Source organism: Streptomyces niger, from assembly GCF_000718305.1.
In the GTDB taxonomy this organism is placed as follows: Bacteria; Actinomycetota; Actinomycetes; order Streptomycetales; family Streptomycetaceae; genus Streptomyces; species Streptomyces niger.
Genome location: NZ_JOFQ01000035.1, coordinates 20645 through 45487, shown reverse-complemented (window position 1 = coordinate 45487; position 24843 = coordinate 20645). Strand labels below are relative to the sequence as shown.

The 24843-nt window shown below is 71.1% G+C and carries 20 protein-coding genes; 12 read left to right on the top strand and 8 right to left on the bottom strand.

Annotated features, from left to right (window positions below):
* The 3 genes from IF20_RS40325 to ptsP form a co-directional block, all read left to right on the top strand.
* The coding region (locus IF20_RS40325; RefSeq protein WP_234426969.1) for a hypothetical protein at positions 1-197 on the top strand (197 nt) is incomplete at its 5' end.
* A 281-nt stretch (positions 198-478) separates the two neighbouring features.
* Positions 479-928, top strand: coding sequence for a PTS sugar transporter subunit IIA (locus tag IF20_RS35305; protein ID WP_052869539.1), 450 nt, complete (start codon positions 479-481; stop codon positions 926-928).
* Between the two features lie 108 nt (positions 929-1036).
* Positions 1037-2707: a phosphoenolpyruvate--protein phosphotransferase gene (ptsP, locus tag IF20_RS35300; RefSeq protein WP_052869538.1), complete on the top strand. Its 1671-nt coding sequence runs from the start codon at positions 1037-1039 to the stop codon at positions 2705-2707.
* A gap of 199 nt (positions 2708-2906) precedes the next feature.
* Here the strand turns inward: ptsP and IF20_RS35295 are convergent, their stop codons facing one another.
* Both IF20_RS35295 and IF20_RS35290 read right to left on the bottom strand, forming a co-directional pair.
* Positions 2907-3887, bottom strand: a complete 981-nt coding sequence (locus tag IF20_RS35295) for a hypothetical protein (RefSeq protein WP_234426968.1) — start codon at positions 3885-3887, stop codon at positions 2907-2909.
* A 175-nt stretch (positions 3888-4062) separates the two neighbouring features.
* Positions 4063-6072: an acetoacetate--CoA ligase gene (locus IF20_RS35290; RefSeq protein WP_052869544.1), complete on the bottom strand. Its 2010-nt coding sequence runs from the start codon at positions 6070-6072 to the stop codon at positions 4063-4065.
* Between the two features lie 340 nt (positions 6073-6412).
* On the opposite strand from IF20_RS35290, the gene IF20_RS35285 reads away from it, so the two are divergent.
* The 4 genes from IF20_RS35285 (at position 6413) to IF20_RS35270 (ending at position 10730) form a co-directional block, all read left to right on the top strand.
* A complete protein-coding gene (locus tag IF20_RS35285; protein ID WP_052869537.1) occupies positions 6413-8923 on the top strand; it encodes a glycoside hydrolase family 31 protein in 2511 nt (836 codons plus the stop codon).
* A gap of 168 nt (positions 8924-9091) precedes the next feature.
* Entirely contained in the window at positions 9092-9376 is a 285-nt protein-coding gene (locus tag IF20_RS35280) for a methyltransferase (protein ID WP_110944853.1), read from the top strand.
* A gap of 80 nt (positions 9377-9456) precedes the next feature.
* On the top strand, positions 9457-10308 hold the full coding sequence (locus tag IF20_RS35275; protein ID WP_052869543.1) for a M15 family metallopeptidase: 852 nt from the start codon (positions 9457-9459) through the stop codon (positions 10306-10308).
* A gap of 71 nt (positions 10309-10379) precedes the next feature.
* Positions 10380-10730: a DUF962 domain-containing protein gene (locus IF20_RS35270; protein ID WP_052869535.1), complete on the top strand. Its 351-nt coding sequence runs from the start codon at positions 10380-10382 to the stop codon at positions 10728-10730.
* A 58-nt stretch (positions 10731-10788) separates the two neighbouring features.
* On the opposite strand, the gene IF20_RS35265 is transcribed toward IF20_RS35270, so the two are convergent.
* The 4 genes from IF20_RS35265 to IF20_RS35250 all read right to left on the bottom strand — a co-directional run bounded on the left by IF20_RS35265 (position 10789) and on the right by IF20_RS35250 (position 15505).
* The gene (locus IF20_RS35265; protein WP_052869534.1) at positions 10789-11601 is read right to left on the bottom strand and encodes an ABC transporter permease; all 813 of its coding nucleotides are present in this window, start codon (positions 11599-11601) and stop codon (positions 10789-10791) included.
* 205 nt (positions 11602-11806) lie between these two features.
* On the bottom strand, positions 11807-12622 hold the full coding sequence (locus tag IF20_RS35260; protein ID WP_234426971.1) for an ABC transporter permease: 816 nt from the start codon (positions 12620-12622) through the stop codon (positions 11807-11809).
* A 232-nt stretch (positions 12623-12854) separates the two neighbouring features.
* Positions 12855-14060, bottom strand: coding sequence for an ABC transporter substrate-binding protein (locus IF20_RS35255; protein ID WP_052869533.1), 1206 nt, complete (start codon positions 14058-14060; stop codon positions 12855-12857).
* Between the two features lie 236 nt (positions 14061-14296).
* Positions 14297-15505 (bottom strand): ABC transporter ATP-binding protein, encoded by a 1209-nt coding sequence (locus IF20_RS35250; RefSeq protein ID WP_052869532.1) that lies wholly within the window; start codon positions 15503-15505, stop codon positions 14297-14299.
* Positions 15506-15906: 401 nt separating this feature from the next.
* On the opposite strand from IF20_RS35250, the gene IF20_RS35245 reads away from it, so the two are divergent.
* From IF20_RS35245 to glpK, 3 genes are all read left to right on the top strand, one after another.
* Positions 15907-18135 carry a GGDEF domain-containing protein gene (locus tag IF20_RS35245; protein WP_110944852.1) on the top strand — a complete coding sequence of 743 codons (2229 nt, stop codon included), beginning with the start codon at positions 15907-15909 and terminating at the stop codon, positions 18133-18135.
* 505 nt (positions 18136-18640) lie between these two features.
* Positions 18641-19408, top strand: a complete 768-nt coding sequence (locus IF20_RS35240; protein WP_052869531.1) for an MIP/aquaporin family protein — start codon at positions 18641-18643, stop codon at positions 19406-19408.
* A 435-nt stretch (positions 19409-19843) separates the two neighbouring features.
* Positions 19844-21376, top strand: a complete 1533-nt coding sequence (glpK, locus tag IF20_RS35235) for a glycerol kinase GlpK (RefSeq protein ID WP_052869530.1) — start codon at positions 19844-19846, stop codon at positions 21374-21376.
* Between the two features lie 287 nt (positions 21377-21663).
* Here the strand turns inward: glpK and IF20_RS35230 are convergent, their stop codons facing one another.
* Complete coding sequence (locus IF20_RS35230) at positions 21664-22272, bottom strand: GTP-binding protein (protein ID WP_052869529.1); 609 nt, start codon at positions 22270-22272, stop codon at positions 21664-21666.
* A gap of 387 nt (positions 22273-22659) precedes the next feature.
* Between IF20_RS35230 and IF20_RS35225 the strand changes: the two genes are divergently transcribed.
* Positions 22660-23454 (top strand): GntR family transcriptional regulator, encoded by a 795-nt coding sequence (locus IF20_RS35225; protein ID WP_052869528.1) that lies wholly within the window; start codon positions 22660-22662, stop codon positions 23452-23454.
* Entirely contained in the window at positions 23451-24224 is a 774-nt protein-coding gene (locus IF20_RS35220; RefSeq protein ID WP_052869527.1) for a sulfite exporter TauE/SafE family protein, read from the top strand. Before IF20_RS35225 ends, IF20_RS35220 begins: the two co-directional genes overlap by 4 nt.
* Before the next feature lie 202 nt (positions 24225-24426).
* On the opposite strand, the gene IF20_RS35215 is transcribed toward IF20_RS35220, so the two are convergent.
* Positions 24427-24837, bottom strand: coding sequence for a DUF742 domain-containing protein (locus IF20_RS35215; RefSeq protein ID WP_052869526.1), 411 nt, complete (start codon positions 24835-24837; stop codon positions 24427-24429).
* Positions 24838-24843 lie beyond the last annotated feature (6 nt).

Here is a 24843-nt window from a genome sequence, read left to right as displayed (position 1 = left end):
TGACTTTTGGCACGCTGTTGAGTTCTCAAGGAACGGACGCTTCCTTTGTACTGACCCGAGAGACTCTCTCAGGCTTTCCTCCGGGCGCTTCCCTTCGGTGTTTCACACTCTATCAGGCCTTTCCGGTCTTCCGAACCGCGTCCCTTTCCGCATTCAATGCGCGCACCGCAAGAAGCGATGCAGGCATGCAGAAGTGACCGAGATTCTCAGATCAGACTCTGATGGGGTGCCACCCCTGTCGCGGGCCGCAGTGATTGCGTCCTCGTGTCCGGGGCAGGTGTTAGACAGTACAGGTGGGGTTGGGGCGAGGCAAATCGGGGGAAGGCCGCTGTCCAGCGGCACCCCTTCACACGCATGATCGCGCCTCGCGTCTGTCGTGCGAAGCGTCCACTTCTTATGACTTACGCTCTGACCGGTGCGCCGTCCGGGACAGGTAGTGACGGCGACCTGATAGATCTCCACCCCTGGGAGGCTTCCCATGACCACCGTGACGTCCCCGCTCGCCGGACGCGCCATCGGGCTCAGTGCAGTGCCTGACCCCGTCTTCTCCGGCGCGATGGTGGGGCCCGGTACCGCGATCGACCCGACCCGCGAGCCTTCCGTGGCGCTCGCGCCCGTGGACGGCGTCGTTGTTTCCCTGCACCCGCACGCGTTCGTCGTCGTCGACGCCGAAGGGCACGGCGTGCTGACGCACCTGGGCATCGACACCGTTCAGCTCAATGGCGAGGGCTTCGAGCTCCTCGTCAACAAGGGGGACAACGTGACGCGCGGCCAGGGCGTCGTCCGTTGGGACCCGGCCGCCGTCGAGGAGGCCGGCAAGTCGCCGGTCTGCCCCGTCGTCGCGCTGGAGGCCACCGCCGACGCGCTCGGTGACGTGCGCGAGGACGGCGACGTGAAGGCCGGGGACCAGCTCTTCAGCTGGCAGTGACGCCGAATCCGTTCCGTGAACAGGCACCGGACGACGGTGCGGGCGGAGCGGCACGTACGACATTCAACGCGGCGGCGCCGGCCGTCGCATCACACGGAGACGGGTGCAATGGAGACAACGCTGCGAGGCGTCGGCGTGAGCCACGGTGTCGCCATAGGCGAGGTACGGCACATGGGAACGGCGGTGTTGGAGCCGCCGGCCAAGCAGATCCCCGCCGAGGAAGCGGAGCGCGAGCAGGGGCGCGCCCGCCAGGCGGTGGAAGCCGTGGCCGCCGACCTGATCGCCCGTGGCAACCTCGCGGGTGGTGAGGCGCAGGCGGTGCTGGAGGCCCAGGCCATGATGGCCCAGGACCCCGAGCTGATGGCCGACGTCGACCGCCGGATCGCGGTGGGCAGCACGGCCGAGCGCGGCGTGTACGACGCGTTCGCCGCGTACCGGGCGCTGCTGGCCGGTGCCGGTGAGTACCTGGCGGGCCGGGTCGCGGACCTGGACGACGTGCGGAACCGGATCGTCGCGCGCCTGCTGGGCGTGCCCATGCCGGGCGTGCCGGACAGCGACGAGCCGTATGTGCTGATCGCGCGGGACCTCGCGCCGGCCGACACGGCGCTGCTGGACCCGTCGCTGGTCCTCGGTTTCGTCACCGAGGAGGGCGGGCCGACCAGCCACAGCGCGATTCTTGCGCGGGCGCTGGGCGTGCCGGCCGTCGTCGCCCTGCCGGGTGCGCACGAGCTGGTCGAGGGCACGGTCGTGGCCGTGGACGGCAGTACCGGCGAGATCTTCGTGAACCCGAGCGATGAGAAGCGCGCGGAGATGGAGCGGGCGGCCGAGGAGCGGAAGGCCGCGCTGGCCGCCGCCACGGGTCCGGGCGCGACGTCGGACGGGCACAAGGTGCCGCTGCTGGCGAACGTCGGCGGTCCGGCGGACGTGCCGGCGGCGGTCGAGGCCGGTGCCGAGGGCGTCGGGCTGTTCCGTACGGAGTTCCTGTTCCTCGACGACAGCAAGAACGCGCCGTCGGAGGAGAAGCAGGTCGAGGCGTACCGGCAGGTGCTGGAGGCGTTCCCGGAGGGCCGGGTGGTCGTGCGCGTGCTGGATGCGGGCGCGGACAAGCCGCTGGACTTCCTGACGCCGTCGGACGAGCCGAACCCGGCGCTGGGCGTGCGGGGTCTGCGTACTCTGCTCGACCACCCGGATGTGCTGCGGACCCAGCTCACCGCGCTGGCGAAGGCGGCCGAGGGGCTGCCGGTCTACCTCGAGGTCATGGCGCCGATGGTGGCGGACCGCACGGATGCCAAGGCGTTCGCCGACGCGTGCCGTGAGGCGGGGCTGCAGGCGAAGTTCGGCGCGATGGTGGAGATTCCGTCCGCCGCGCTGCGGGCGCGTTCGATCCTGCAGGAGGTGGAGTTCCTGTCGCTGGGTACGAACGACCTGGCGCAGTACACCTTCGCGGCCGACCGTCAGGTCGGTGCCGTGTCCCGGCTGCAGGACCCGTGGCAGCCCGCGCTGCTCGACCTGGTGGCGATCTCGGCGGAGGCCGCCAAGGCCGAGGGCAAGAGCTGTGGCGTGTGCGGCGAGGCGGCTTCCGACCCGCTGCTCGCGTGTGTGTTGACGGGGCTCGGTGTCACCAGCCTTTCCATGGGTGCGGCGTCGCTTCCCTACGTACGCGCCACGCTGTCGAAGCACACGCTGGCGCAGTGCGAGCGTGCTGCGTCGGCGGCGCGTGCGGCGGACACCGCCGAGGAGGCGCGTCTGGCGGCGCAGGCGGTGCTCTCCGGCGAGTGACCTGACGCTCGGGGCCCCGGTTCGGAGGTCTCCCCCAGCGGTCTGTGCCGTGTCGATGGCCGCCCCGCCCGTGTGGCGGGGCGGCCATCGTCGTATGCGGGGGCGTGGGCTGGTCACCGGGGCGCGGGTCGTGCCCCGGTGTCGTCCGCCGGGCCTTCCGTGTCTCTCCCTGTGGCGTCTCTCCCTGTGGCGCTCACCCTCACGTGCCTCCGCAGTGCTCGTGGGGGTAGTCGGGAGCGGGCAGGGCGATGCCCGGGAGGTAGTCGACGCCTGGTTCGGGTGACACGGGGTCGCCTGTCCTGGCGTCGGTGCAGTACGCGGAGAAGACCTCGGCCGCGGTGAGGGCGGTGAGCCAGCTGCCGCGGAGGGACCAGCCGCGGACCTCGTCGCCGTGCTGGTCGTCGAGGGTGCGGGAGACGACGCCGCCGGCGCCGCCGAGGGTGAAGCCGGCGGCGAGGACGGTGCAGAAGATCAGTGCTTCCGCTTCGGCGAGGTGCAGGCGGCCGTCGGGGTATGTCGTGGCGTGCATCGTCGCGAGGAGCGGGCTGTCGCCGCTCGCGGTGACGCTGCAGACGACGTGGTGTCTGCCGGGGCCGAGGGCGCCGAGGAGCCGCAGCATGGCTTGGGAGGCGTGCTCGAAGGCGTCGTGCCCGGTGTCGCCGTCGCAGGTGGGGCAACGGCCGGCAGTCGACAGGAGCGTGCTGGCCCGGTCCCAGGTGTCCTGGCGGACGGCTTCGTCGAGGAGTACGGGCAGGGTGTCGGTGATCCGCCGGCCGGTGTACGGGACGGTGGCGCCGGCGGTGGTCACCTCGGTGGTGTAGCGGGCACGGCTCTCCGGCCGGTCGGGGTCGATTCCCGTGTCGGTGCAGTAGGTGGCGTATTCGCCGGGGTCGAAGAGGGTGAGAGCCGTGTGCCGGCCCTGGGCGGCGCGGGTGCGGAGCAGGCCGTCGAGCCGGCGGAGGTAGCCGAGGTGATCCTGGCCGGTGAAGGGGAAGGTGCGGTAGCGGCTCATGGCCGCGAGGTCCTCGGGAGTCGGGAGGATCGCGAGGGTGCCGGGGATTTCACGGGCCAGCCGGCGTGCGGCGGCGGTCCTGCGGCGGGTGCGGCGCGCGGGGCCGCGGGTGCGTCGGGTGGTGCGTCGTTGGGCGCCGGGCTGGGCGCGGCGTGCGGTGCTGGTCATGGTGTCCCCCTTGATGACGCTGGTGAGCGGGCGCGGATCGGCTGACGGGCCGATCCGGCTCGCGAGTCGTCACTGACGACTCATGTGCTCACTGAGCGTAAGCGAGGGGTCTGACAATGGCTGCGATGAGCCGCCGAAAACGTCTGTGAGCAGGCGTTTTCGGCGGCTCATTCGATCACTGAGCGCGGTCGGCGGCGATCCGCTCGTAGAACCTGAGGAGTTCGAGGTTGTCGACGGAGCCGGGGTTGACCGCCTTTTCCAGCGGGGTGCCCTGGAGCAGCCGCTTGACCGGTACTTCGATGCGCTTGCCGGTGAGCGTGTGCGGCACGCCGGGGGCCTCGATGATGTCGTCGGGGACGTGGCGCGGCGAGAGCTGGGTGCGGATGGTCTGCTTGATGCGGCCACGCAGGTCGTCGTCGAGGGTGGCGCCTTCGGCGAGGTGCACGAAGAGGGGCATCCAGTAGCCGCCGTCGGGGAGTTCGAGGCCGATGACGAGGGATTCGCGGATTTCGGGGAGTCGTTCGACGGCTTCGTAGATGTCGGCCGAGCCCATACGGACGCCTTGGCGGTTCAGGGTGGAGTCCGAACGGCCGTGGATGACGACGGTGCCGCGTGCGGTGAGGGTGATCCAGTCGCCGTGCCGCCAGATGCCCGGGTACATCTCGAAGTAGCTGCCCCGGTAGCGGCTGCCGTCGGGGTCGTTCCAGAAGTGGATGGGCATGGAGGGCAGCGGGTTGGTGACGACGAGTTCGCCGACCTCGTCGGTGAGGGGCTTGCCCTGCGGGTCCCAGGCCTGGAGGTCGGTGCCGAGGCAGGGGGCCTGCAGCTCGCCGATGTAGACGGGGAGGGTGGGTACGGCGCCTGCGAAGCAGCTGCAGACGTCGGTGCCGCCGCTGACGGAGGCGATCCACAGGTCTTCGGCGACTTCGTCGTGGAGCCAGCGGAAGCCGTCCGGAGGGAGCGGGGAACCGGTGGTGGCGACGCATGTGACGCGGGAAAGGTCGTAGTCGCGTCCGGGGTGGACCCCGGCCTTGGCGCAGGCCATGACGTATGCGGCGGAGGTACCGAAGAGGGTGGCTCCGGTGCGTTCGGCGATCCGCCACTGCGCGCCGGTCTCGGGGAAGCCGGGGCTGCCGTCGTAGAGGACGATCGTGGAGCCCACGAGGAGGCCGGCGACGAGGAAGTTCCACATCATCCAGCCGGTGGAGGTGTACCAGAAGAAGCGGTCGCCGGGTCCGAGGTCGCAGTGGAGTCCGGCCTGCTTGAGGTGTTCGAGGAGGATGCCGCCCTGGGACTGGACGATGGCCTTGGGGAGGCCGGTGGTGCCGGAGGAGTAGAGCACCCACAGGGGGTGGTCGAACGGCACCTGTTCGAAGACCGGCTCTTCGGTGTGGGAGACGACGTCGTCCCAGTGGAGCGCGCCTTCGGGGGCCTCCGTGCCGAGCAGGGGGATGTGCACGACGGCGGTGAGGCTGGGCAGTTCGGCGCGCAGCTCGGTGACGGTGGCGCGGCGGTCGTGTTCCTTGCCGCCGTAGCGGTAGCCGTCGACGGTGAACAGGACGACCGGTTCGACCTGCTGGAAGCGGTCCAGGACGCTGCGGGCGCCGAAGTCGGGTGCGCAGGAGGTCCAGACGGCGCCGACTGCGGCGGAGGCCAGGAGGGCGACGACGGCCTGCGGGATGTTGGGTACGTAGCCGCTGACGCGGTCGCCGGGGCGGACGCCGAGGCGGCGGAGTTCGGCGGCGAGCGAGCCTACCTGTGCGCGCAGCTCGGCCCAGGTGACGGGGGTGGGGTCGTGGCTCTCGTCGACATGCAGCAGGGCCGGTTCGTGGGCCCTGGCGGGGTCTTCGCCGGCGCGCAGGGCGTGCTCGGCGTAGTTGAGGGTGGAGCCGGTGAACCAGCGGGCGCCGGGCATGGTGGCGTCGGCCAGCACGGTGTCGTAGGGCGTGCTGAAGCGGACGTCGAACCATTCGGCGGTGGCGCGCCAGAAGGTGCTGAGTTCTTCGACGGACCAGCGGTGGAGTGCGGCGTAGCTCGTGATCGGGTCGCCTTGTGTGGCTGCGGGCGCGTCGTACTGGGCGGCGGCCCATTCCTGGAAGCGGGTGACCTGTGCTCCGGCGATACGGTCCGCGCCGGGTTGCCACAGGGGCTCCGGGTGGGTTGCGGGCTGCGGTGCGGTGGTCATCATGCGGCTCCCGGGCTGTACACGGCTGGTGTGCCGGTCCGTGCGCCGCGGTGGGCGGTGCCGCCGGCCCGTCCCGCCCGGTGGCGCCCGACGCGTCCGTAGGGGTGCGCAGGACACGACTGCTCAGGACGATGCCATGTGATCGTCTTCGGCACCAGGGTGGACGCCCCACATTCAGGGGGAATGGTGTGTGGCGCGGACACGGTGTGAGCGGCGCGCCCCGCGCCGGGCCGGAGGACCTGGAGCACGGTGTCTCTTTTGCGGACACAGCAGGTCAACGCAGGTGAACGGAGGCTGAACGATGCCTGCACCGGGGTGCGCTGATGGCAGGCTGAGCAGTATGGACGGGCGGGATCTGGTGCGGTCGGCACGGACGGTCAGGGCAGTGGGCACTTCTCAGGGGTGGTTGTCGGTGCGCTCGGCGCTGCGGCGGAGGCGGGCCGACGCCGCGGGGCTGCCGCCACGGGGTGCGGAGCGGGCGCGGGTCCCGGGTACGGCGGTGGGGGCCGAGCCGCAGCCGGGCGGTGGGGTGGTGCGGTTCGCGCGGTCCTCGCTGCGGATCAGGGTGACGTCGGGCGGCGCGGTCTTCTGCGGCTGGGACGGTGCGACGCCGGAGCCGTCGTACGCGCTGGTGGGGCCGGGGCCGGAGGCGGACGGTCGGGCGGAGCTGGAGCCCGACACCGAGGGCGGCTGGCGCGTGGTGTCGGAGCGGGTGACGGTCGCGGTGTCGCGCTTCGGCGCGGTGGAGATCCGTACGCCGGGGGGTGTGGTGCTGCGCCGGGAGTTGCCGCCCCGGTGGTGGGACGTGGTGTCGGAGGCCGGCCACGGAGACGGCACGCGGCCGGAGAGCCGCTCGGACCAGGATGCGGTGTCCGGGGACGACGGCACGGAGGAAGCCGTGCGGACCGGTTCGTGTGGTGGTGTGTCTCGGTGGGTGCAGCGCTCCGAGGTGGCGGCGGACGCGCGGTTCTTCGGGCTGGGCGGCCGGGCGAGCGGACCGCGGCTGCGGGACGGCACGTACCGGCTGTGGAACACCGACCCCGGGGGCGCTTTCGGGCCCGGTGACGACCCGCTGTCGCTGACGATGCCGGTGCAGCTGGTCGTGGCGGACGCCGGTACGCACCTGGTGTTCCACGACAACTCGTGGGACGGGCGGGTCTCGCTGCACGAGGGTGAGGAGGGCAGGGGGTCGGGGCACGACCGGGCCGGTTCCTGTGAGGTCCGGATGGACGGCGGGCCGCTGCGCTACTGGGTGCTGACGGGTACGCCTTCCCGGGTACTGCACGGCTGGGCGTCGCTCACGGGGGCGCCCGCGCTGCCGCCCCGCTGGGCCCTTGGGCATCAGCACGCCCGGTTCGGTTTCGGTGATGCTGCGGAGGTGCGGCGGGTGGTCGCCGGTTACCGGACGCGCGGTGTGCCGCTGACGGCGCTCCACCTGGACATCGATCACCTTGACGGCCATCGGGTGTTCACGGTGGACCGTACGCGCTTCCCCGATCTGCCGGGGCTCGCCTCCGAGCTGCGCCAGGAGGGCGTGCGGCTGGTTTCGATCGTGGATCCGGGGGTGAAGGCGGAGCCGGGGAACGCGGTGTACGAGAGCGGAGCGGCGGCCGATGCGTTCGTGCGGGAGGCGCGTGGGCGTGAGGTGCGGGGCGTGGTGTGGCCGGGTGAGGCGGTCTTCCCCGACTTCACGGACGCCCGGGTGCGCAAATGGTGGGGCGGGCTGTATGCGGAGCGGCTGGCTCAGGGGTTCGCGGGCGTGTGGCACGACATGAACGAGCCGTCGTCATTCGTCGCGTTCGGGGAGCCGACGCTGCCCCGGTCGGCGCGGCACGCCCTGGAGGGCCGGGGTGGGGACCACCGGGAGGCGCACAACGTCTACGGGCTGGCGATGGCACGTGCGGGCTATGAGGGGCTGTGCGAGCTGCGCCCCGATGAGCGTCCGTTCCTCTTCTCTCGCTCCGGATGGGCCGGGCTCCAGCGCTACGGAGGCACGTGGTCGGGAGACGTGGCGACCGGGTGGCCGGGGCTGCGGGCTTCCTTGGCGCTGGTGCTGGGTCTGGGACTGTGCGGCGTTCCGTACAGCGGTCCGGACATCGGCGGCTATTCGAAGGTGCCGTCGGCCGAGCTGTATCTGCGGTGGTTCCAGCTGGGGGCCTACCTGCCGCTGTTCCGTACGCACTGTGCGCATGACACGGGGCGCAGGGAACCGTGGGAGTTCGGGGACGAGGTACTGGCGTACGCCCGCGGGGCGGCCCTCGAACGCGAGCGGCTGCTGCCGTACGTGTTCACACTGGGGCAGCTGGCCCGGCTGACCGGTGCGCCCTACGTACGCCCGCTGTGGTGGAACACGCCGCGCGATCGGGCGCTGCGTGATTGTGAGGACGCGTTCCTGCTCGGGGACTCGCTGCTGGTGGCGCCGGTGTTGGAAGAGGGCGCGCGGCGGCGGTCCGTACGCCTGCCGCGCGGGCGGTGGTACGACACCACGACGGGGCAGGCGTACGAGGGGCCCGGGCGGGTGATGGTCGATGCGCCGTTGTCCCGGATTCCGGTGCTGGCACGGGCGGGCGCGGTGCTGCCGGTGGCGGGCGCGGACGGCGACGTGGAACTGGAAGTGTGGGCTCCGGCGCAGGGGCGTAAGGGCGGCGGACTTGTCGTGCCGGATTCCGGGGACGGTTGGGAGCGTCCGTGCGTTGAACGGATGGAGTCGCAGTGGGAGTCGGGGCGTGTGGTGGTGAGCCGGCCGGACGGGGAGCCGGTGGGCTATCGGGTACGGGTGCGCGGAGGCGAAACGAGGGCCGAGGCCGGCGAAGCCGGACCCGACGCGCATGGTGGACGCGACGAGGCATGACACGGCACGTAGCAGGCCGACGGACGGAGACGGTGATGGGGGAAGACACTTCGGAACACCTCGGGGAGGGCCCCGGCGTGCCGGTCGGCGGCGCGTCCCGGAACGTGGGGGAACTGGCGGACCTGGTGACGCCGATGGCCATCCGGACCGCGGCGACGCTGCGGCTATCTGCTGTGTGCCGTGCTGCACGACTGGGACGACGAGGCGGCGGTGGCGATCCTCAGAAGCTGCGCCTGGGCTGCCGGCCGTACGGGCAAGGTCCTGGTGGTGGAGAAGTTCGGCGCGGGCGGGGAGGCAGTCAACACGGCGATGGACCTGCGGATGCTGGTGTACTTCGGTGGCCGTGAGCGCGGCGTCACGGACCTGACGGTGCTGGCGGCACGGGCCGGGCTGGAGGTGCGCGAGGTCCATCCAGCGGATCGGCTGGCAGTCGTGGAACTGACGCCGAGCTGACCGACGCCGGCCCGGAGATGGCGCTCAGACCCCGCGTGGTGGTCTTCCGCAGGCTGGTGCGGGCCTGGTAGACGATGGGCATGCCAAGACTTGCTGCCGCGCTGCGCGGCCTCGCCGTCACTGCCGCCACCCTGGTATGCGTCGCCGCGCTGCCCCCGGGCGCCCAGGCCCAGCAACCGCAAGGACATCCGGCTTCGGGGCAGGCCTCACCCACCAAGGACCCGAGGGCCCCGAAGGAATTCGTGGCGCTGCGCGACGTGGATCCGACGATCCGGCAGGAGATCCGGTACTACACGCCGCACAACTTCATGGGCGTGCCGGTCACTGGCTACGAGAAGCCGATGTGTCTCCTCACACGGGACGCGGCGAACGCGCTGCACCGGGCACAGGTGTCGTTCCTCAAGAAGGGCTACACCCTGAAGGTCTACGACTGCTACCGGCCGCAGCGGGCGGTGAACCACTTCGTGGAGTGGGCCAAGGACCTGGACGACCAGCGTATGAAAGGCGAGTTCTATCCACAGGTCGACAAGTCGACGCTCTTCAAGGACGGGTACATCGCCGAGAAATCCGGGCACAGTCGTGGCAGTACGGTCGACCTGACGCTGGCAAAGCTGCCTGCACTGCCCACCCGCCCGTACGTGCCCGGTGAGCCGCTGCACCCGTGCTACGGCCCGCGGGACGACCGGTTCCCCGACAACTCGCTCGACATGGGCACGGGCTTCGACTGCTTCGACACCCTGGCGCACACCCTCGATCCGCGCGTGAAGGGCGAGCAGCGGAAGAACCGGTTGTTCCTCAAGGCGGGGCTGGAGAAGGCCGGCTTCGTGAACTACGAGTATGAGTGGTGGCACTACACCTTCCAGCCGGAGACGTTCCCCGACACCTACTTCGACTTCCCCATCTCACGGAAATCGCTCGCCGGACGCCACTGACAGGCGTGGCCCCCGCCCGTCGTCGCGCACGCCACTGACAGCCGTTGTGCACCGACGCTAACGTGCCGCCCATGACGACACGGGAATTCAACAGCTACGAGGAGTTCTGGCCGTACTACGTGGCGATGCACTCCAAGGCCGCGACTCGATGGGTGCACCTGACGGGCACGCTCACCGGGCTCGCGGTCTCGGCGTACGGGCTGCTGCGGCGGCGCCGGAAGCTGCTGCTCGGGCTGCCGCTGATCGGGTACGGAACGGCCTGGCCGGCGCACTTCCTCATCGAGGGCAACAACCCGGCCACCTTCGGGCACCCGGCGTGGTCGCTGCGTGGTGACGCGCAGACGATCCGCATGATGCTGGCGGGACGGGACGCCGAACTGGACGAGATCGCCCGCAAGTGGCTCGCGGAGAACGCGGCGTAGCCCCCACGGCCCCGCCCTGCTCACGGCCGGTCGCTGACCTGCTCATGGCTTCCCGCGCTCACAACCGCCCGCCGGCCGAGTCCGACGAGAGCCGCTGGGCCACGTACACCGGGATCACCGACAACGCGATGAGCAGGGCGGCGACGACGTTGATGACCGGAGCCTGGTTCGGGCGGGCCAGGTTCTCGTAGATCCAGATGGGCAGCGTCTTCGTCCCCGGCCCGGCGGTGAACGTGGTGACCACGATCTCGTCGAAGGAGAGGGCGAAGGCGAGCAGGGCGCCTGCGAACAACGCCGACCGCAGCGCGGGCAGGGTGACGTGGCGGAAGGTCTGGGCGGGGCGGGCGCCCAGATCGGCGGAGGCCTCGGCGAGCGAGGGCGCGATACGGCGCAGCCGGGCGGCGACGTTGTTGAAGACGATGACGACGCAGAAGGTCGTATGGCCGACGATCACGGTGAACAGGCCGAAGCCGATGCCGAGCGGGTCCAGGACGGTACGGAACGCCGCGTTGAGCGCGATGCCCGTGACGATGCCCGGCAGCGCGATCGGCAGCACCACCAGAAACGAGACCGTCTGCCGGCCGAAGAAGCGGTGCCGGTGGACGGCGAAGGCGGCGAGTACGCCGAGGACCAGGGCGATGGCGGTGGCGGCGAGACCCGCCTGCAGGGACGTCCACAGGGCGTCCCGCACACCTTGACTGCGCACGGCGCGCACCCACCATTCGCCCGTCAGCCCGCTGGGCGGCCAGGCGAAGGAGCGGTCGGCGTTGAAAGAGTTGAGGACGACCAGGAGCAGGGGCACGTGGACGATCGCCAGCCCCATGGTCATGAGCACGCCCAGCACGGCCCGGGCGGTGCGGGTCAGATGCACCTCACGTCCTCCTCGCGAACGGCAGGTCGGTCCGGTGCGGGACCGGGGATGGCGGCGCGTGTCGGAGCCGGAATCGCTGATGAGCTGTCCGGCGCGGAATCGGATGTCGGATGCGGGAACCGGGGCGTTCGACGGTCCGTTGTCACAGTGAGTAAGGAAAACGGGACGGGGAGCAGAGGGGAAAGGCAATGTGAGATACGGGGAGTCACAGTGAGTCCAGGGCTCCGGCGCGCCGCACGGCCGCCAGGTAGCAGACGATCAGCACGACCGGTACGGCGGAGAGCGCGGCTGCCAGCGGCAGGTCGAGGGTGACCTGTGAGGCGATGACGTTGCCGAGCAGTTGGGTGCGGCCACCCACGATCTGGACGGTGAGGTAGTCGCCGAGGCTGAGGGAAAAGGTGAAAACGGAGCCGGCGAAAAGGGCCGGGCGTACGGCGGGCAGGACGATGAGGCGCAGGGTGCGCCAGGCACCGGCACCGAGGTCGGCGGAGGCCTCCAGATGGTGGGTGGGGAGCCGCTCCAAGGCCGCGAACACGGGGAGGACCATGTAGGGCAGCCAGAGGTAGGCGAGGACGAGGACTACGGCAGGCAGGCCGTAGCCGGGGCCGGTCAGTCCCAGCGGGGCGAGTACCGCGTTGACCAGACCGTGTTCGCCGAGCATGACGCGCCAGGCATACGCCTTGACGAGGTAGCCGGCCCACAGGGGCGTGAGCACGGCCACGAGCAGGGCACGCCGCCACCGCCCGGACGCCACCCGCGCCATGAAGAAGGCCATGGGCAGGGCAAGGAGGGCGTCGATGAGAGTGACGGCTACAGCCACGCCGAGGGTACGCAGGGTGATTGTGCGGTAGACCGAGTCGGTCAGGATCGTGCGGAAGTTGTCGGTGTTCCAGACATGAATGACATCGGAGGTGAAGCTGTCGGTGGTCCAGAAAGCGGAGAGCAGAAGGACAGCGAGCGAGCCGAGGTAGGCGAGGCCCAGCCACAAAAGGGGTGGTGCGAGCAACGCCGCCAGCCTCAGTCGGGCTCGCGCACGGGAGCCGGCCGCCGAGGAGGCTTCTTCCGCCGGGGTGTCAGTTGTTGAGGTCCCGATCGGTGAGACGTCAGCCGGTGAGACGTCAGCCGGTGAGACGTCAGTCGCTGAGCCCCCTGACGGCGCGAGGTCTGACCTCGAAAGGCCTGACGGTGAAAGGTCTGACGACGAGGGGTCTGGTGGAGGGGGTTGCATCGGTGAGGTCACCGGCCTGGTCCTCTCAGCCCTTGATCTCCGTCCAGGCGCGGGTCCATTGCGCATAGTCGGTGCACTTCACGGTCGTCCGCCCGTCCAAGCACTGCTTGACGGGCGTGGTCCAGAAGTGGACGCGCTTGTAGTAACTCTCGTCGTCGGCGTGATACGTGGCGCAGTGCTTGGGGTCGGTCGTCTCGTCGCACGCCTTCGCGTTGGCGGGTGCCTCGCCGAAGTACTCGGCAACCTGGGCGTTCACCTTCGGTGAGACGATCCAGTCGAGCCACTTGTACGCGCAGTTGGGGCGCTGGGCCTTGGCGGACACCATCCAGGTGTCCGACCAACCGGTGGAGCCTTCCTTGGGCAGGACGGCCTTGACCGGGGCCTTCTCGGCCTTGGTCAGGTTGGCGATGACCTGCCAGGTGGTGCCGATGACGCTGTCGCCACCCTTGAAGGCGGTGACTTCCTTCTGGTAGTCGCTCCAGTACTCGCCGACGTTGGCGTGCTGCTTCTTCAGAAGTGCGGCGGCTGCATCCAGTTGCCGCTGGTCCAGCGCGTACGGGTTCTTGATGCCCAGTTGCGGCTCGGCCTTCATCAGGTACAGCGCGGCGTCGGCGATGTAGATGGGCGAGTCGTAGGCGGTGACCTTGCCGGCGTGCTTCGGTGCGTCTTCGAAAACGGCTCGCCAGGAGTCGGGGGCGGGCTTGACCTTGTCGGTGCGATACATGAGGAGATTGGCGCCTCGGCCGTGCGGAATGCCGTACATCTGTCCGTCGACGGAGTTGAACGGCTGTTTCTTCAGGCCCGCGAAGATGTCCTTGTAGTGCGGTACGAGCTTGGTGTTGACGGGTGCGACATCGCCGGAGGCGATCAGGCGCAGGGTGGCGTCGCCGGAGGCCGAGACGGTGTCGTACTGGCCGGTCTTCATCAGCGAGACCATCTCGTCGGAGGTGCCAGCGGTCTTAGTGTTGACCTTGCAACCGGTCTGCTTCTCGAACGGGTGGACCCAGTCGATCTTGGGGTCGTTGGAGCCGTCCTCGGCGTAGCCCGCCCAGGCGATGATGTTGACCTGTCCTTCGCCCTTACCGAGCGATTTCTTCATGGGAATGTCGGGAGCTCGGAAGCCACCATCCCGGGCGTCGCCTCCGCCACCACCGCCCGAGGAGCCGCACCCGACGGCCAGTAGCAGGACCGTGGCCGCGGCGGCGGCCTTCCACACGTTCGTGTTGCGCATCCGGTTCTCTCCCGTCGCACACGGCGTCAGACACAGGTGCTGAGCGTCGCTCAGTATCCGGATCAAGAGCGCACTCCACCAGAGCGCGTGGGGCATCGATCGGGTCAACTCTTGGCGGAGCGCCTGTCGGTGCGCCTGTCGGAGCGGCTGGCCGAGCGACTTGCGGGGCGGCTGGCGGGAGGGTTGGCGGGGCAGTCTGACAGCGAAGGGAACGAGGGAGGGAGGAGCGGAGCGAGTCAGTTGGGGACGGGGTAGGCGTCGTCGGAGGTCCAGGTGAGGCGGACCGGGGAGTCGGGGCGCAGGGGCAGAGCCGGGGCGGTGTTCAGGCGGAGGACGGTCAGGCGGTCGCCGCCTTCGTCGAGCCGGACGAGGAAGCGGGTGTGCGGCCCGGCGTGGGCGATGTCGGCGATCCGGCCGGTGACCGAGCGTTCCATTGACACGGCAGTGGTGGGGGCTGCCTCCGGTACGGCAGTGATGGGGGCAGCCTCTGTCACGGCAGTGGCGCGGGTCGACTCCGCGGGCCCTGAGTCGCTCGCGGGACGCGTCGGGGTTGTGGGGGATGGGGAGGATGTGGGCTTCACGGTTGCCGGAGGTGGGAGTGTCGGAGAGGGGGTGTTGTCGAGAGGGGTGATGCGTATGCGTTCGGGGCGGATGCTGTAGGTGCCCGGGCGGCCTGCCACTCGTTGTGCGGCCTCGCCGCGCAGCAGATTCGTCATGCCCACGAAGCCCGCTACGAAGGCGGTGGCCGGGCGATCGTAGATCTCCAGGGGTGAGCCGACCTGTTCGATGCGGCCGCCGTCCAGGACCGCGACTCGGTCGCTCATCGTCAGCGCCTCCTCCTGGTCGTGAGTGACGAGGAGGAAGGTGATACCGGTGGTGCGCTGGATCTGCTTCAGTTCGGTCTGCATCTGCTGACGGAGCTTGAGGTCGAGCGCGCCGAGCGGTTCGTCGAGCAGCAGCAGTCCGGGGCGGTCGACGAGGGCCCGGGCGAGGGCGACCCGCTGTCGCTGGCCGCCGGAGAGCTGCGCGGGACGCCGGTCGCCGTATCCGTCGAGCCGTACGGTCGCGAGGGCTTCGCGGGCACGAGCACGGCGTTCGTCCTTGCGGACGCCGGCGACGAGGAGTGCGTAACCGACGTTCTGCTCGACGGTCATGTGCGGGAAGAGGGCGTAGTCCTGGAAGACGGTGTGCACATCGCGGTGGTGGGGCGGTAGTGCGGTGACGTCGCGGCCGGCGAGTTCGACGCGCCCGGAGCTGGGGGCTTCGAATCCGGCGATGAGGCGGAGGAGGGTTGATTTGCCTGATCCGGACGGGCCGAGGAGAGAGAAGAACTCGCCCTTCCTGATGTTGAGTTCGGCGCTGTCGACGGCGCGTACGGTGCCGAAATCCTTGGTGAGGGCGGTCAGGCGGACCGCCGCTGCGGGCGTCGAACGGTCGTCGGCCATGCGGTCTCCCCCGGTGGGACGGCTTGATCGCGCCGGGCGACTGTACCGGGGCGGCGCGGTCCGCGTCACCGGCGCAGGCAGAGGAAGAGACGCGGGAGAGGAAGAGACACGGTGGGTGGAGTCGGAGAGGGAAAGTACGGAAAGTGGCGTGCGAGATCCGCGATGCGAGATATGTGGCGTGAGGTACGAGATGTGAGGTGTGATGCTGGTTCGCGAGGCGCGGCTTCGGGAGTTCTCATCGCGACGGGCTGCCTGACGGGCGGACGCCCCAGGGCGTGTGTGTCCTCCGCTCCCCCGAATCGCCTGGGTCGGTCGGTGCATTCTCCCTACGCGCAGGAAGGGTGCGTGAACAGCGCGTGAACCCTGCTGCGCAGGAGGCGGGTGGGGGGCATGCTGTCCGCGTGCCTGCCTGGACGGACCAGCTCCGATTCGCCTACCAGCCCGTCGTCAACCTCACGACCGGCACCGTCGCCGCGCTGGAGATATTCGCCCGTCCCGAGCGCGGGGACGTGCTGGCACAGGCCCACCGCTCCCCCGCCCTCGACGTCGACCTGGCCGCGCTGGCGATCCGGCACGCCACGCACCGTGAGACGTTGCTGCCACTCCAGGTGAACCTGTTCGCGGCCACCGCGGCCGAGTTCCCCGAACTCACGGCGTTCCGTTCGGCGGTGCGCGCATCGGGACGACGACCGTGCGAGATCACGCTCGACCTGACCGGGCCGTACACCCACGTACCGGCCTGTGCGCTGTTGGAGGCGGTGGCGGAGCTGCGCGCCGACGGCTTTCGGATCTGTGCGGACGGGGTGGGCGACGGGGACATACCGCTGCGGCTGCTGGGCGATCTGGCGCCGGACATCATCAAGCTGGACGCCTCGCTCTGTGCGGACCTGGACGTCCGGCCGGGGCGGGCAGCGGTCGTACGGATGGTGCGGCAGCTCTGCGACGAGTTGGGCGGGTTGCTGGCGGTGGAGGGCGTGGAGACCGAGCGGAGTTACGCGGCGGTGCGGCTGGCCGGCGCGCAGCTCGGACAGGGGCATCTGTTCGCACCACCCGCGCGGCGGCCCGCGGCCGAGGTTTTCGTGCCCCCGCAGACGCCGTCCGCGTCGGCCATGGTGGCCGGTTCGGCCACGCCGGTCAGGACGACGGCCGGACCGACTGGGACGACCGTCCCGGTCGGGACAGCTGGGAGGGCCGGGAGGACTGGGAGGGCTGGGGCCACCGCCCCGTCCGGGATGCCTGGAACCACCGTCCCGGCCGGGACGACGAGGTCGGCCGGGGCGGAGGTCGGCGGGGTGTCCGAGGCCGGTGGGGTGGGGGAGGCCGTCGGGGTCACGGCCGGACCGCCGGTGGCGCAGTTCGTGCAGCCGGCAGCGCTGCTGCCGGTGACGGCCTCGGCGGAGGAGGTACGCAGCCGGCTCACGGGGCTGCCGGACGTATCCGGGGTGCTGTTGGTGGACGCGGACGGCGTGCCCGTACGGGCCGTGGACCGGAACCGGTTCCTGCTGTCGCTGTCCGGGCGGTACGGGCACGCACTGTACGCGGACCGGCCGGCCCTGCGGCTGGGCGACCGGCCGCGTACGGTCGGCGCCGACGCGACGGCGTGGGAGGTGCTGGACGTCATCGCGGACGGCGACCGGGACCGTACAGGGGACGATGTCGCGGTGGTGGACGAGCGGGGCCGGTGCATCGGGGTGGTGCATCTGGCGGACATCCTGCGGGCGCTCGCGGAGAGTCGGGTGGAGGAGGCGGTGCGGCTCAATCCGCTGACGCGGCTGCCGGGTTCCGACGCGGTCAACGCGGAGGTGGACCGGCGGCTCGCGCAGGGTCGGGCCGTCGCGGTGAGTTGGCTGGACGTGGACGGGTTCAAGCAGGTCAACGATGGCGCCGGGTTCGCGGCGGGGGACGAACTGATCCGAGCGGTGGGCGCGGCGCTGGCCCGAGCGGCGAGCGGGGACGCGGCCTGCCGGGTGGGGCACATCGGCGGCGACGACTTCCTGGTGCTGACCGATCCGGACGGGCTGGACGCGGTGGCCGCTGCGGTGCTGGACGTGCCGTGGTCGGCGGGCGGGAGGCCGGTGACGATGTCGCTGGCCACGGTGGTGTGTCCGGCGGGTACGGTCACGGGCCACGCGGCGGCCGCGGCCGCGCTGGCCCCGCTGAAGAAGGCGGCGAAGGGGTTGATCGGGGCGAGTTGGGTGCTCAGCCGGCTCGGATCGGCCCACCAGGAGGTTCGCCGGGGGCGAGTGGCCGGTGCGACGGCACCGGCGTACGCATCGGGAACGGCACCGGCGTCAGCACCGGGGGCAGCGGGGGCGTCAGCACCGCGAACGGCACCGGCGTCAGCACCGGACGCAGTGGCGTCAGCGCCGGAAGCGGCGGCGTCGGCAAGCCTCCCATCGGAGTCGGCGAGCCTGCCCTCGGAGTCGGCAAGCCTGCCCTCGGCGGCCGGCACAACGTCCGGTCCCTCGGCGGCCGGTGCAACGTCCGGTCCCTCGACCGCATCGCCCAGCCCCTCGTCCCCATCGCCGGGCGCCCCCTCGATCCAAGCACCGGCGACCCCGTCGGCCGGTTCGGCACCCGTGGGCTCCCTTCAAGACAAGTACGGGGGCGAATTGCGGCCCACGCATTGAGTCTCGCGTGAAGCGCCGGGCCGCGCGGCCCGGCCACGTCGCCTCCTTCGATCGCGGTTCGGATGCGGTCCGGTACCGGTTCGGGCAGGGAGGGGAGCGTGCGGGTGGGGCTGCCGAGCGGTGGTCGCCCCCGTGGTCTGCGAGTTTCGAGCCCGGGGAGGCGTGCGGGGCGGTGTACGCCTTGAGCGGCGCGGGTCGTTGCTGTCCATGTCCTTGACGCTCCATGACGGCCGGTGAACACTTCCGGTGTCAGTCGGCGTGCCGTACGCAGGCTCCCCCGACCGCGTGGCGTCGCCGCGCGTTGTCCTGCGCCCCACCGGCGTCCCACCGCACTGGCGCGCTCATCGCGGAGGCCGGGCGGGTGATGCGGGAATCACGGCCGCCGGCTCCGCTCCGTACGAACACCATGGCGCGTCCGGAATTCATGTGGCCGAGCCATGGGAGAGGTACGCACCCTGCACGGAGGACCGGGGTCCGCCCCGGGCAAGGGCCCAAGGAGCCGCAGATGTATTCCAATGGGGACATATTCGTCGGTGAGATCATCGGCACCGCGATCCTGATTCTCTTCGGCGCGGGCGTCTGCGCCGCCGTCACCTTGCACTACTCCAAAGCGAAGTCGGCCGGTTGGGTGGCCATCGCGTTCGGCTGGGGCCTCGGCGTGCTCGCCGGTGCCTACACCTCGGCGCCGCTGTCCGGTGGCCACCTCAATCCCGCCGTCACCCTCGGCTCGGCCGTCGCGGGCGGCACCCCGTGGTCGAAGGTGCCGCTGTACATGGCGGGGCAGCTCATCGGTGCACTCATCGGTGCGGCGCTCACCTGGGGCGCGTACTACGCACAGTTCGCGGCGAACTCGCAGGCGGACAAGGCGCAGCCGACGCTCGGCGTCTTCTCCACCGGACCGGAGGTGCGCAAGCCGGTGGCGAACCTCGCCACCGAGATCATCGCGACCATCGGCCTGGTGCTGCCGATCCTGTTCTTCGGCGAGAACAAGGGCATCGGCATCGGGCCGATCCCGGGCACGTCCGGCGGGGTCTACGGGTCGGGTATCAACGTGCTGCTCGTCGCTCTGTTGGTGGTCGGCATCGGTCTCTCCCTCGGTGGTCCGACGGGGTACGCCATCAACCCGGCCCGCGACCTCGGCCCTCGTATCGCGCACGCGCTGCTGCCCATCCCGAACAAGGGAACCTCGGACTGGGGTTACGCCTGGGTGCCGGTCGCGGGTCCGCTGATCGGGGCGGTGCTCTCCGCGTTGATCTACAACGCGGCCTTCTGACAGCGAGCGGTACGCGCGGGCCGTCCCAGGACGGCAGGCCCGTCGACAGCAGTACGGCGGTTCACGGTTGACAGTGGTTCTCGGCAGGTACCGGTAGAACGGTTCAGGGATGGCATCGGTTCCCGACGGACACCGGCACACCGGCACATGGGCACACCAGCACATGGGCCCACCGGCTCCACGATTTCGCCAGCGCCCTCGGCACGCCGGCTCCACAGTCATCGCCAGCGCCCTCGGCACACCGGGCACCCGGCACCCGGCACCCGGCACCCGGCACCCCCGGTATCCCGGTCCCACGCCCCGGGCTCGCCCCTTCCCCCATCGGCTCCGCCCCTCGTATTCCGCGTACGCCCTACCGACCGCGTCGTTCCGCCCGCAGCCTGGCGCTGCGGGCAGCACGCTCACCGACTGCGGTCATCCGACTGAGGAGACGCCATGACGGACAGCACGCCGAAGACCACGCCGAAGTACGTCGCCGCGATCGACCAGGGCACCACCTCCAGCCGTTGCATCATCTTCGACCAGGACGGTGCGATCGTCGCCGTCGACCAGCGCGAACACCGGCAGATCTTCCCCAAGCCGGGCTGGGTGGAGCACGACGCGACAGAGATCTGGTCGAAGGTGCAGGCGGTGGTGGCGGGGGCGCTCGCCAACGCCGGGCTGCGCGCGGACCAGCTCAGCGCGCTGGGCATCACGAACCAGCGGGAGACGACGGTCCTGTGGGACCGGCGGACCGGGAAGCCGGTGCACAACGCAATCGTCTGGCAGGACACGCGTACCGCGGCGCTCTGCAACGAGCTGGGTGGCGCGGACGGCCAGGACCGGTTCCGGGACGCCACGGGCCTGCCGCTGGCCAGCTACTTCTCCGGGCCGAAGGCGGCCTGGCTGCTGGACAACGTCCCCGGGCTGCGGGCACGTGCGGAAGCCGGCGAGATCGCGTTCGGCACCATCGACTCCTGGCTGATCTGGAACCTCACCGGTGGCACGGACGGCGGGGCGCACGTCACGGACGTGACCAACGCCGGCCGGACGATGTTGATGAACCTCTCGACGTTGCAGTGGGACCCGGCGATCCTCTCGGCGATGCGGGTACCCGAGGCGGTGCTGCCGGAGATCAGGTCCTCGGCTGAGGTGTACGGGACGGCCGTGGGCCAGTTGGCGGGCGTGCCCGTGGCGTCGGCGCTGGGTGACCAACAGGCCGCGGTGTTCGGGCAGACCTGCTACGGCGTCGGCGAGGCCAAGAACACGTACGGCACCGGGTCGTTCCTGCTGCTCAACACCGGTAACCGGCCCGTGCCGTCGAAGAGCGGGCTGCTCACCACCATGGGGTACCGGCTCGGCGGCGAGGCCCCGGTGTACTGCCTGGAGGGCTCGATCGCGATCACCGGCGCGTTGGTGCAGTGGTTCCGCGACCAGCTGGGCATCATCAGCGCCGCCGAGGAGATCGAGACGCTGGCGGCGAGCGTCGAGGACAACGGCGGCGCGTACATCGTGCCGGCGTTCTCCGGGCTGTACGCGCCGTACTGGCGCTCCGACGCGCGGGGTGTGATCACCGGACTGACCCGGTACGTCACGAAGGCGCATCTGGCGCGTGCCGTGCTGGAGGCGACGAGCTGGCAGACCCGCGAGGTCGTGGACGCGATGTACCAGGACTCGGGCGTGCAGATCACGTCGCTGAAGGTGGACGGCGGGATGACCGCCAACAATCTGCTGATGCAGCATCAGGCGGATGTGCTGGGCGTGCCGGTGATCCGGCCGGTGGTGGCCGAGACGACCTGTCTGGGCGCGGCGTACGCGGCGGGGCTGGCCACCGGCGTCTGGCAGGACCTGGACGAGCTGAGGGCGCACTGGAAGCGGGACGCGGAGTGGGCGCCGCGAATGCCGGGCGAGGTCCGCGAGCGGGAGTACGCGCAGTGGCGGAAGGCGGTGGAGCGCAGCTTCGGCTGGCTGGACGAGAACGGCGAGTAGGGCACGTCACAGGAGAAGCGACGTCACAGGACGAGCAGCGTCACAGGACGAGCAGCGTCGCAGCACAATCGACGTCGCACGACGAGCAGAGCGTCCCGTGGGCTGCCGCACGGCTGTCCGCGGGGTTGACGTCCCACGGGCTGCCGCACGGCCGTCCGCGGGATCGTGGCGGCCCGTACTCCGGACGGCGGGGTACGGGCCGCGCGGCGCCGTCGGAGGCCGTTTCCCTGTCGTAGCCCCCGGGCAGCGCGGCACCGCCGTCGGCGCCCCCTCGTGCGGCCCGGGAGTCAGGACAGCGCCGGCTGGTGCTGCTCCTCGCTCATGCGCAGGGCGTGCTGGACGACCTCGATGAGGACGTCGCGCGCCGAGTCCTTCTCCCGGGCGTCGCAGTCCACGATGCTGACCTCGGGGTCGAGGTCCAGCGCTTCGCGGACGGTGTCGGCGGGGTAGCGCTCGGCGCCCTCGAAGCAGTTGACGGCGACGGTGAAAGGGATGCCGCGGCGTTCGAAGTAGTCGATCGCGGCGAAGGAGTCCTCCAGGCGGCGGGTGTCGGCGAGCACGACGGCGCCCAGCGCGCCGGTGGCCAGCTCGTCCCACAGGAACCAGAAGCGGTCCTGGCCCGGGGTGCCGAAGAGGTAGAGGACCAGGTCCTCGCGGAGGGTGATCCGGCCGAAGTCCATGGCGACGGTGGTGGTGTGCTTGCCCTCGACGCCGGCGGTGTCGTCGAAGGGCAGGCTCGCCTCGGTCAGCTGCTCCTCCGTACGCAGCGGCTTGATCTCGCTCACCGCGCCGACCAGGGTCGTCTTGCCGACGCCGAAACCGCCCGCGACGAGGATCTTGAGCGTGACCGGCTCGACGGCTTGCTTGCGGCGTCGCTCAGCGCGCCCGAAGACCATTGACCGCTTCCTCCGATTTCGGTGGTGTCGTGTCAGCGGCGGGCCGGCGCACCGCGGCTGACGACAACTGTGGGAGTACGACAACTCCTGCGTGGGAGTGGATCGTTCCGCACCGACTGTACCGACGACAAGCCCGCGGCCCGGCACCGCCCCTGTGTGATGTGTTCATGTTCACTGACCGTGCGGAGCCCTGCACACGGAGATCCCGGCCCGGCGGATCGCCGAGCGGCCCGCCATGAACCCACTGGTCAGGCGTTTATGCAGGTCAATCGGGGTGGCGTAACTCCGGCGTAATGCCACGGCGGTACCGTCGGAGGCTGCGGAGAACGCGGCGGCGGCATGATGCCGCCACGTGCCGCCACGTGCCGCCACGGAAAGGAGTCGGCCATGCGGGAGACGGCACCATCGGGTGCGCAGGGCAGGGACGACGGGCCGTGGGTGTCCTCGCGCCCCCGGGCCGAGCGGGCCCGGCAGCTTGCCGACGTGCTCCGCCACCGGATCACCAGCGGCGCGTACGACGGCGGAGTGCTGCCCGGCGAGCGCGAGTTGGGCGCGCACCTCGGGGCGTCCCGCAACGCCGTACGGGAGGCGCTCGCCCTGCTGCGCAACGAAGGGCTGATCACCCGCAAGCAGGGTGTGGGCACGACGGTCGTACTGCCCAAGTACGGCCACGGGCTGGACCGGCTGGCGGGCCTGGCGGAGACGCTGACCGGGCACGGGACGGTCACCAACGAGGTACGGGCGGCGCATCCGGTCCCGGCTCCCCCGGCGGCCATCGTGGAGCGGCTGGGCCTGGCCCCGGGCGAGGGAGCGGTGCACGTAGAGCGGTTGCGCCGGCTGGGCGGCCTGCCGCTCTCCCTGGACACCACGTACCTGACGGCCGACATCGGGTTGCCGCTGCTGGGCTGCGACCTGGCGCACCGCGACCTGTTCGCGCTCATCGAGGAGACGTCCGGGCAGCGGCTGGGCCGCGCGGAGGTGTCGGTGCACGCGGTGACCGCGGACCCGGACACCGCCGCGCTGCTGGGCGTGGAGGCGGGTGCCGCGGTCTTCGCCATCGAACGGCTCACGCACCTCGCGGACGGCCGCCCCGTGGACGCCGAGTCGCTGCACATCAGGGCGGACCGACTGGCCCTGCACGCCACGTTGCACCGCGGCCCGGCCCCCACGGAGTCGCGATGACGGGGGCCGGGCTCGACACCGCCACGCTGGTGCTGCTGGCCCTCTTCGGGCTGGTGGCCGGGGTGGGCATCACGGCCGTGGGGCCCGGTGGCGTCCTCGCGACCGTGGGGCTGTTCGTCCTCACGGGCCTCTCCCCCGCCCAGGTAGCCGGCACCGCCATCGTCACCCACGTGGCGACAGGCCTGTTGGGCACCGCCGCGTACGTGCGCTCCGGCGAGCTGCGGGAGCTCCGGACACGGCGTACGGCCTGGGTGCTGGCGGGTGCGGCGGTGCTCGGCACGCCGCTCGGCGTGCTGGCCAACACCGTCGTCTCGGGGCGGGCCTTCGGGCTGCTGCTGGGCTTCTTCGTGGCGCTGGTCGGCGCGCTTCTTTGGTACCGCGAGCGGCGGGCCGCGCCTACGGGGGCGGCGTATCCCCCGGCACGGGTGACGGCACCGCTGGGCTTCGGGGTGGCGGTGGCGAGCGGCGTGTTCGGGGTCGGCGGACCGATGCTCACCGTGCCGCTGCTCGTCGCGCTGCGGATGCCGGTGTTGGCCGCGCTGGCCGTCGCGCAGGCCCAGTCGGTGGTCATCGCCACCGCGGGGACGCTCGGCTACGTCGCGCACGGCGCGGTCGACTGGCCGCTGGCGGCGCTCGTCGGCGTGCCGGAGCTGGCGGGCGTGCTGATCGGCTGGCGGCTGGCCCGCGCGCTCCCCTCGCGCACGCTCAAGACGGGCCTGGTCGTGGCCCTGTTCGCGCTGGCGCCGTACCTGGCGCTGTACGGCGGCTGAGAGCGGTCCCGCACGATGGGGGCTGAGAGCGGTCCCGCACGACGGCTGAGAGCAGCCCTGTACGGCGGCGGCTAAGAGCGGCCTGTACGGCAGCGGCTGAGAGCACCCCTGTACGACGGCGGCTGAGAGCGGCCTGTACGGCGGCTGAACGGGCGTACGCGGCCGGGCGGGGCCCTGGGGCGCCCGGGCCCGGCCGCGCCGCTCAGAGGGCGCGCAGGCCGTTGATGACCTCGCGCAGGATGCCTTCGTCGGGGAGTTCGGCGGGCGGTACGGGCCGGCTGACCCGCACCAGCTCGGCCTCCAGCAGATCGCCGATCAGGACCCGGACCACGCCGACGGGCAGGTCGAGTTCGGCGGCCAGTTCGGCCACCGAGAGCGGGGCCTCCCGGGTGAGGTCGACGATGTCGAGGTGCTCGGGCGACAGGGACTGGTCGGTGACCGGCTCGTCGGCCCGGCTCTCCGCGATCACCTGCGCGATCAGGTCGAGTCCGGCGACGGCCCCGCTGGCGGTACGGCCGCGGGTCATGGCGTACGGACGTACGACCGGGCCCGCCTCGTCGTCGAACCACCGGGCCGGGCCCGCTCCGGGCCCGGCCTGTTCTTCTCGGTTCATGCGGTC

Coding starts and splice junctions, on each gene's coding strand:
- IF20_RS35270 (WP_052869535.1), top strand. CDS start 10,380: ATGACGACACGGGAATTCAACAGCTACGAGGAGTTCTGGCCGTACTAC.
- IF20_RS35255 (WP_052869533.1), bottom strand. CDS start 14,060: ATGCGCAACACGAACGTGTGGAAGGCCGCCGCCGCGGCCACGGTCCTG.
- IF20_RS35240 (WP_052869531.1), top strand. CDS start 18,641: ATGTATTCCAATGGGGACATATTCGTCGGTGAGATCATCGGCACCGCG.
- IF20_RS35290 (WP_052869544.1), bottom strand. CDS start 6,072: ATGACCACCGCACCGCAGCCCGCAACCCACCCGGAGCCCCTGTGGCAA.
- IF20_RS35250 (WP_052869532.1), bottom strand. CDS start 15,505: ATGGCCGACGACCGTTCGACGCCCGCAGCGGCGGTCCGCCTGACCGCC.
- IF20_RS35295 (WP_234426968.1), bottom strand. CDS start 3,887: ATGACCAGCACCGCACGCCGCGCCCAGCCCGGCGCCCAACGACGCACC.
- IF20_RS35220 (WP_052869527.1), top strand. CDS start 23,451: ATGACGGGGGCCGGGCTCGACACCGCCACGCTGGTGCTGCTGGCCCTC.
- IF20_RS35275 (WP_052869543.1), top strand. CDS start 9,457: ATGCCAAGACTTGCTGCCGCGCTGCGCGGCCTCGCCGTCACTGCCGCC.
- IF20_RS35215 (WP_052869526.1), bottom strand. CDS start 24,837: ATGAACCGAGAAGAACAGGCCGGGCCCGGAGCGGGCCCGGCCCGGTGG.
- IF20_RS35230 (WP_052869529.1), bottom strand. CDS start 22,272: ATGGTCTTCGGGCGCGCTGAGCGACGCCGCAAGCAAGCCGTCGAGCCG.
- ptsP (WP_052869538.1), top strand. CDS start 1,037: ATGGAGACAACGCTGCGAGGCGTCGGCGTGAGCCACGGTGTCGCCATA.
- IF20_RS35305 (WP_052869539.1), top strand. CDS start 479: ATGACCACCGTGACGTCCCCGCTCGCCGGACGCGCCATCGGGCTCAGT.
- IF20_RS35225 (WP_052869528.1), top strand. CDS start 22,660: ATGCGGGAGACGGCACCATCGGGTGCGCAGGGCAGGGACGACGGGCCG.
- IF20_RS35285 (WP_052869537.1), top strand. CDS start 6,413: ATGGACGGGCGGGATCTGGTGCGGTCGGCACGGACGGTCAGGGCAGTG.
- glpK (WP_052869530.1), top strand. CDS start 19,844: ATGACGGACAGCACGCCGAAGACCACGCCGAAGTACGTCGCCGCGATC.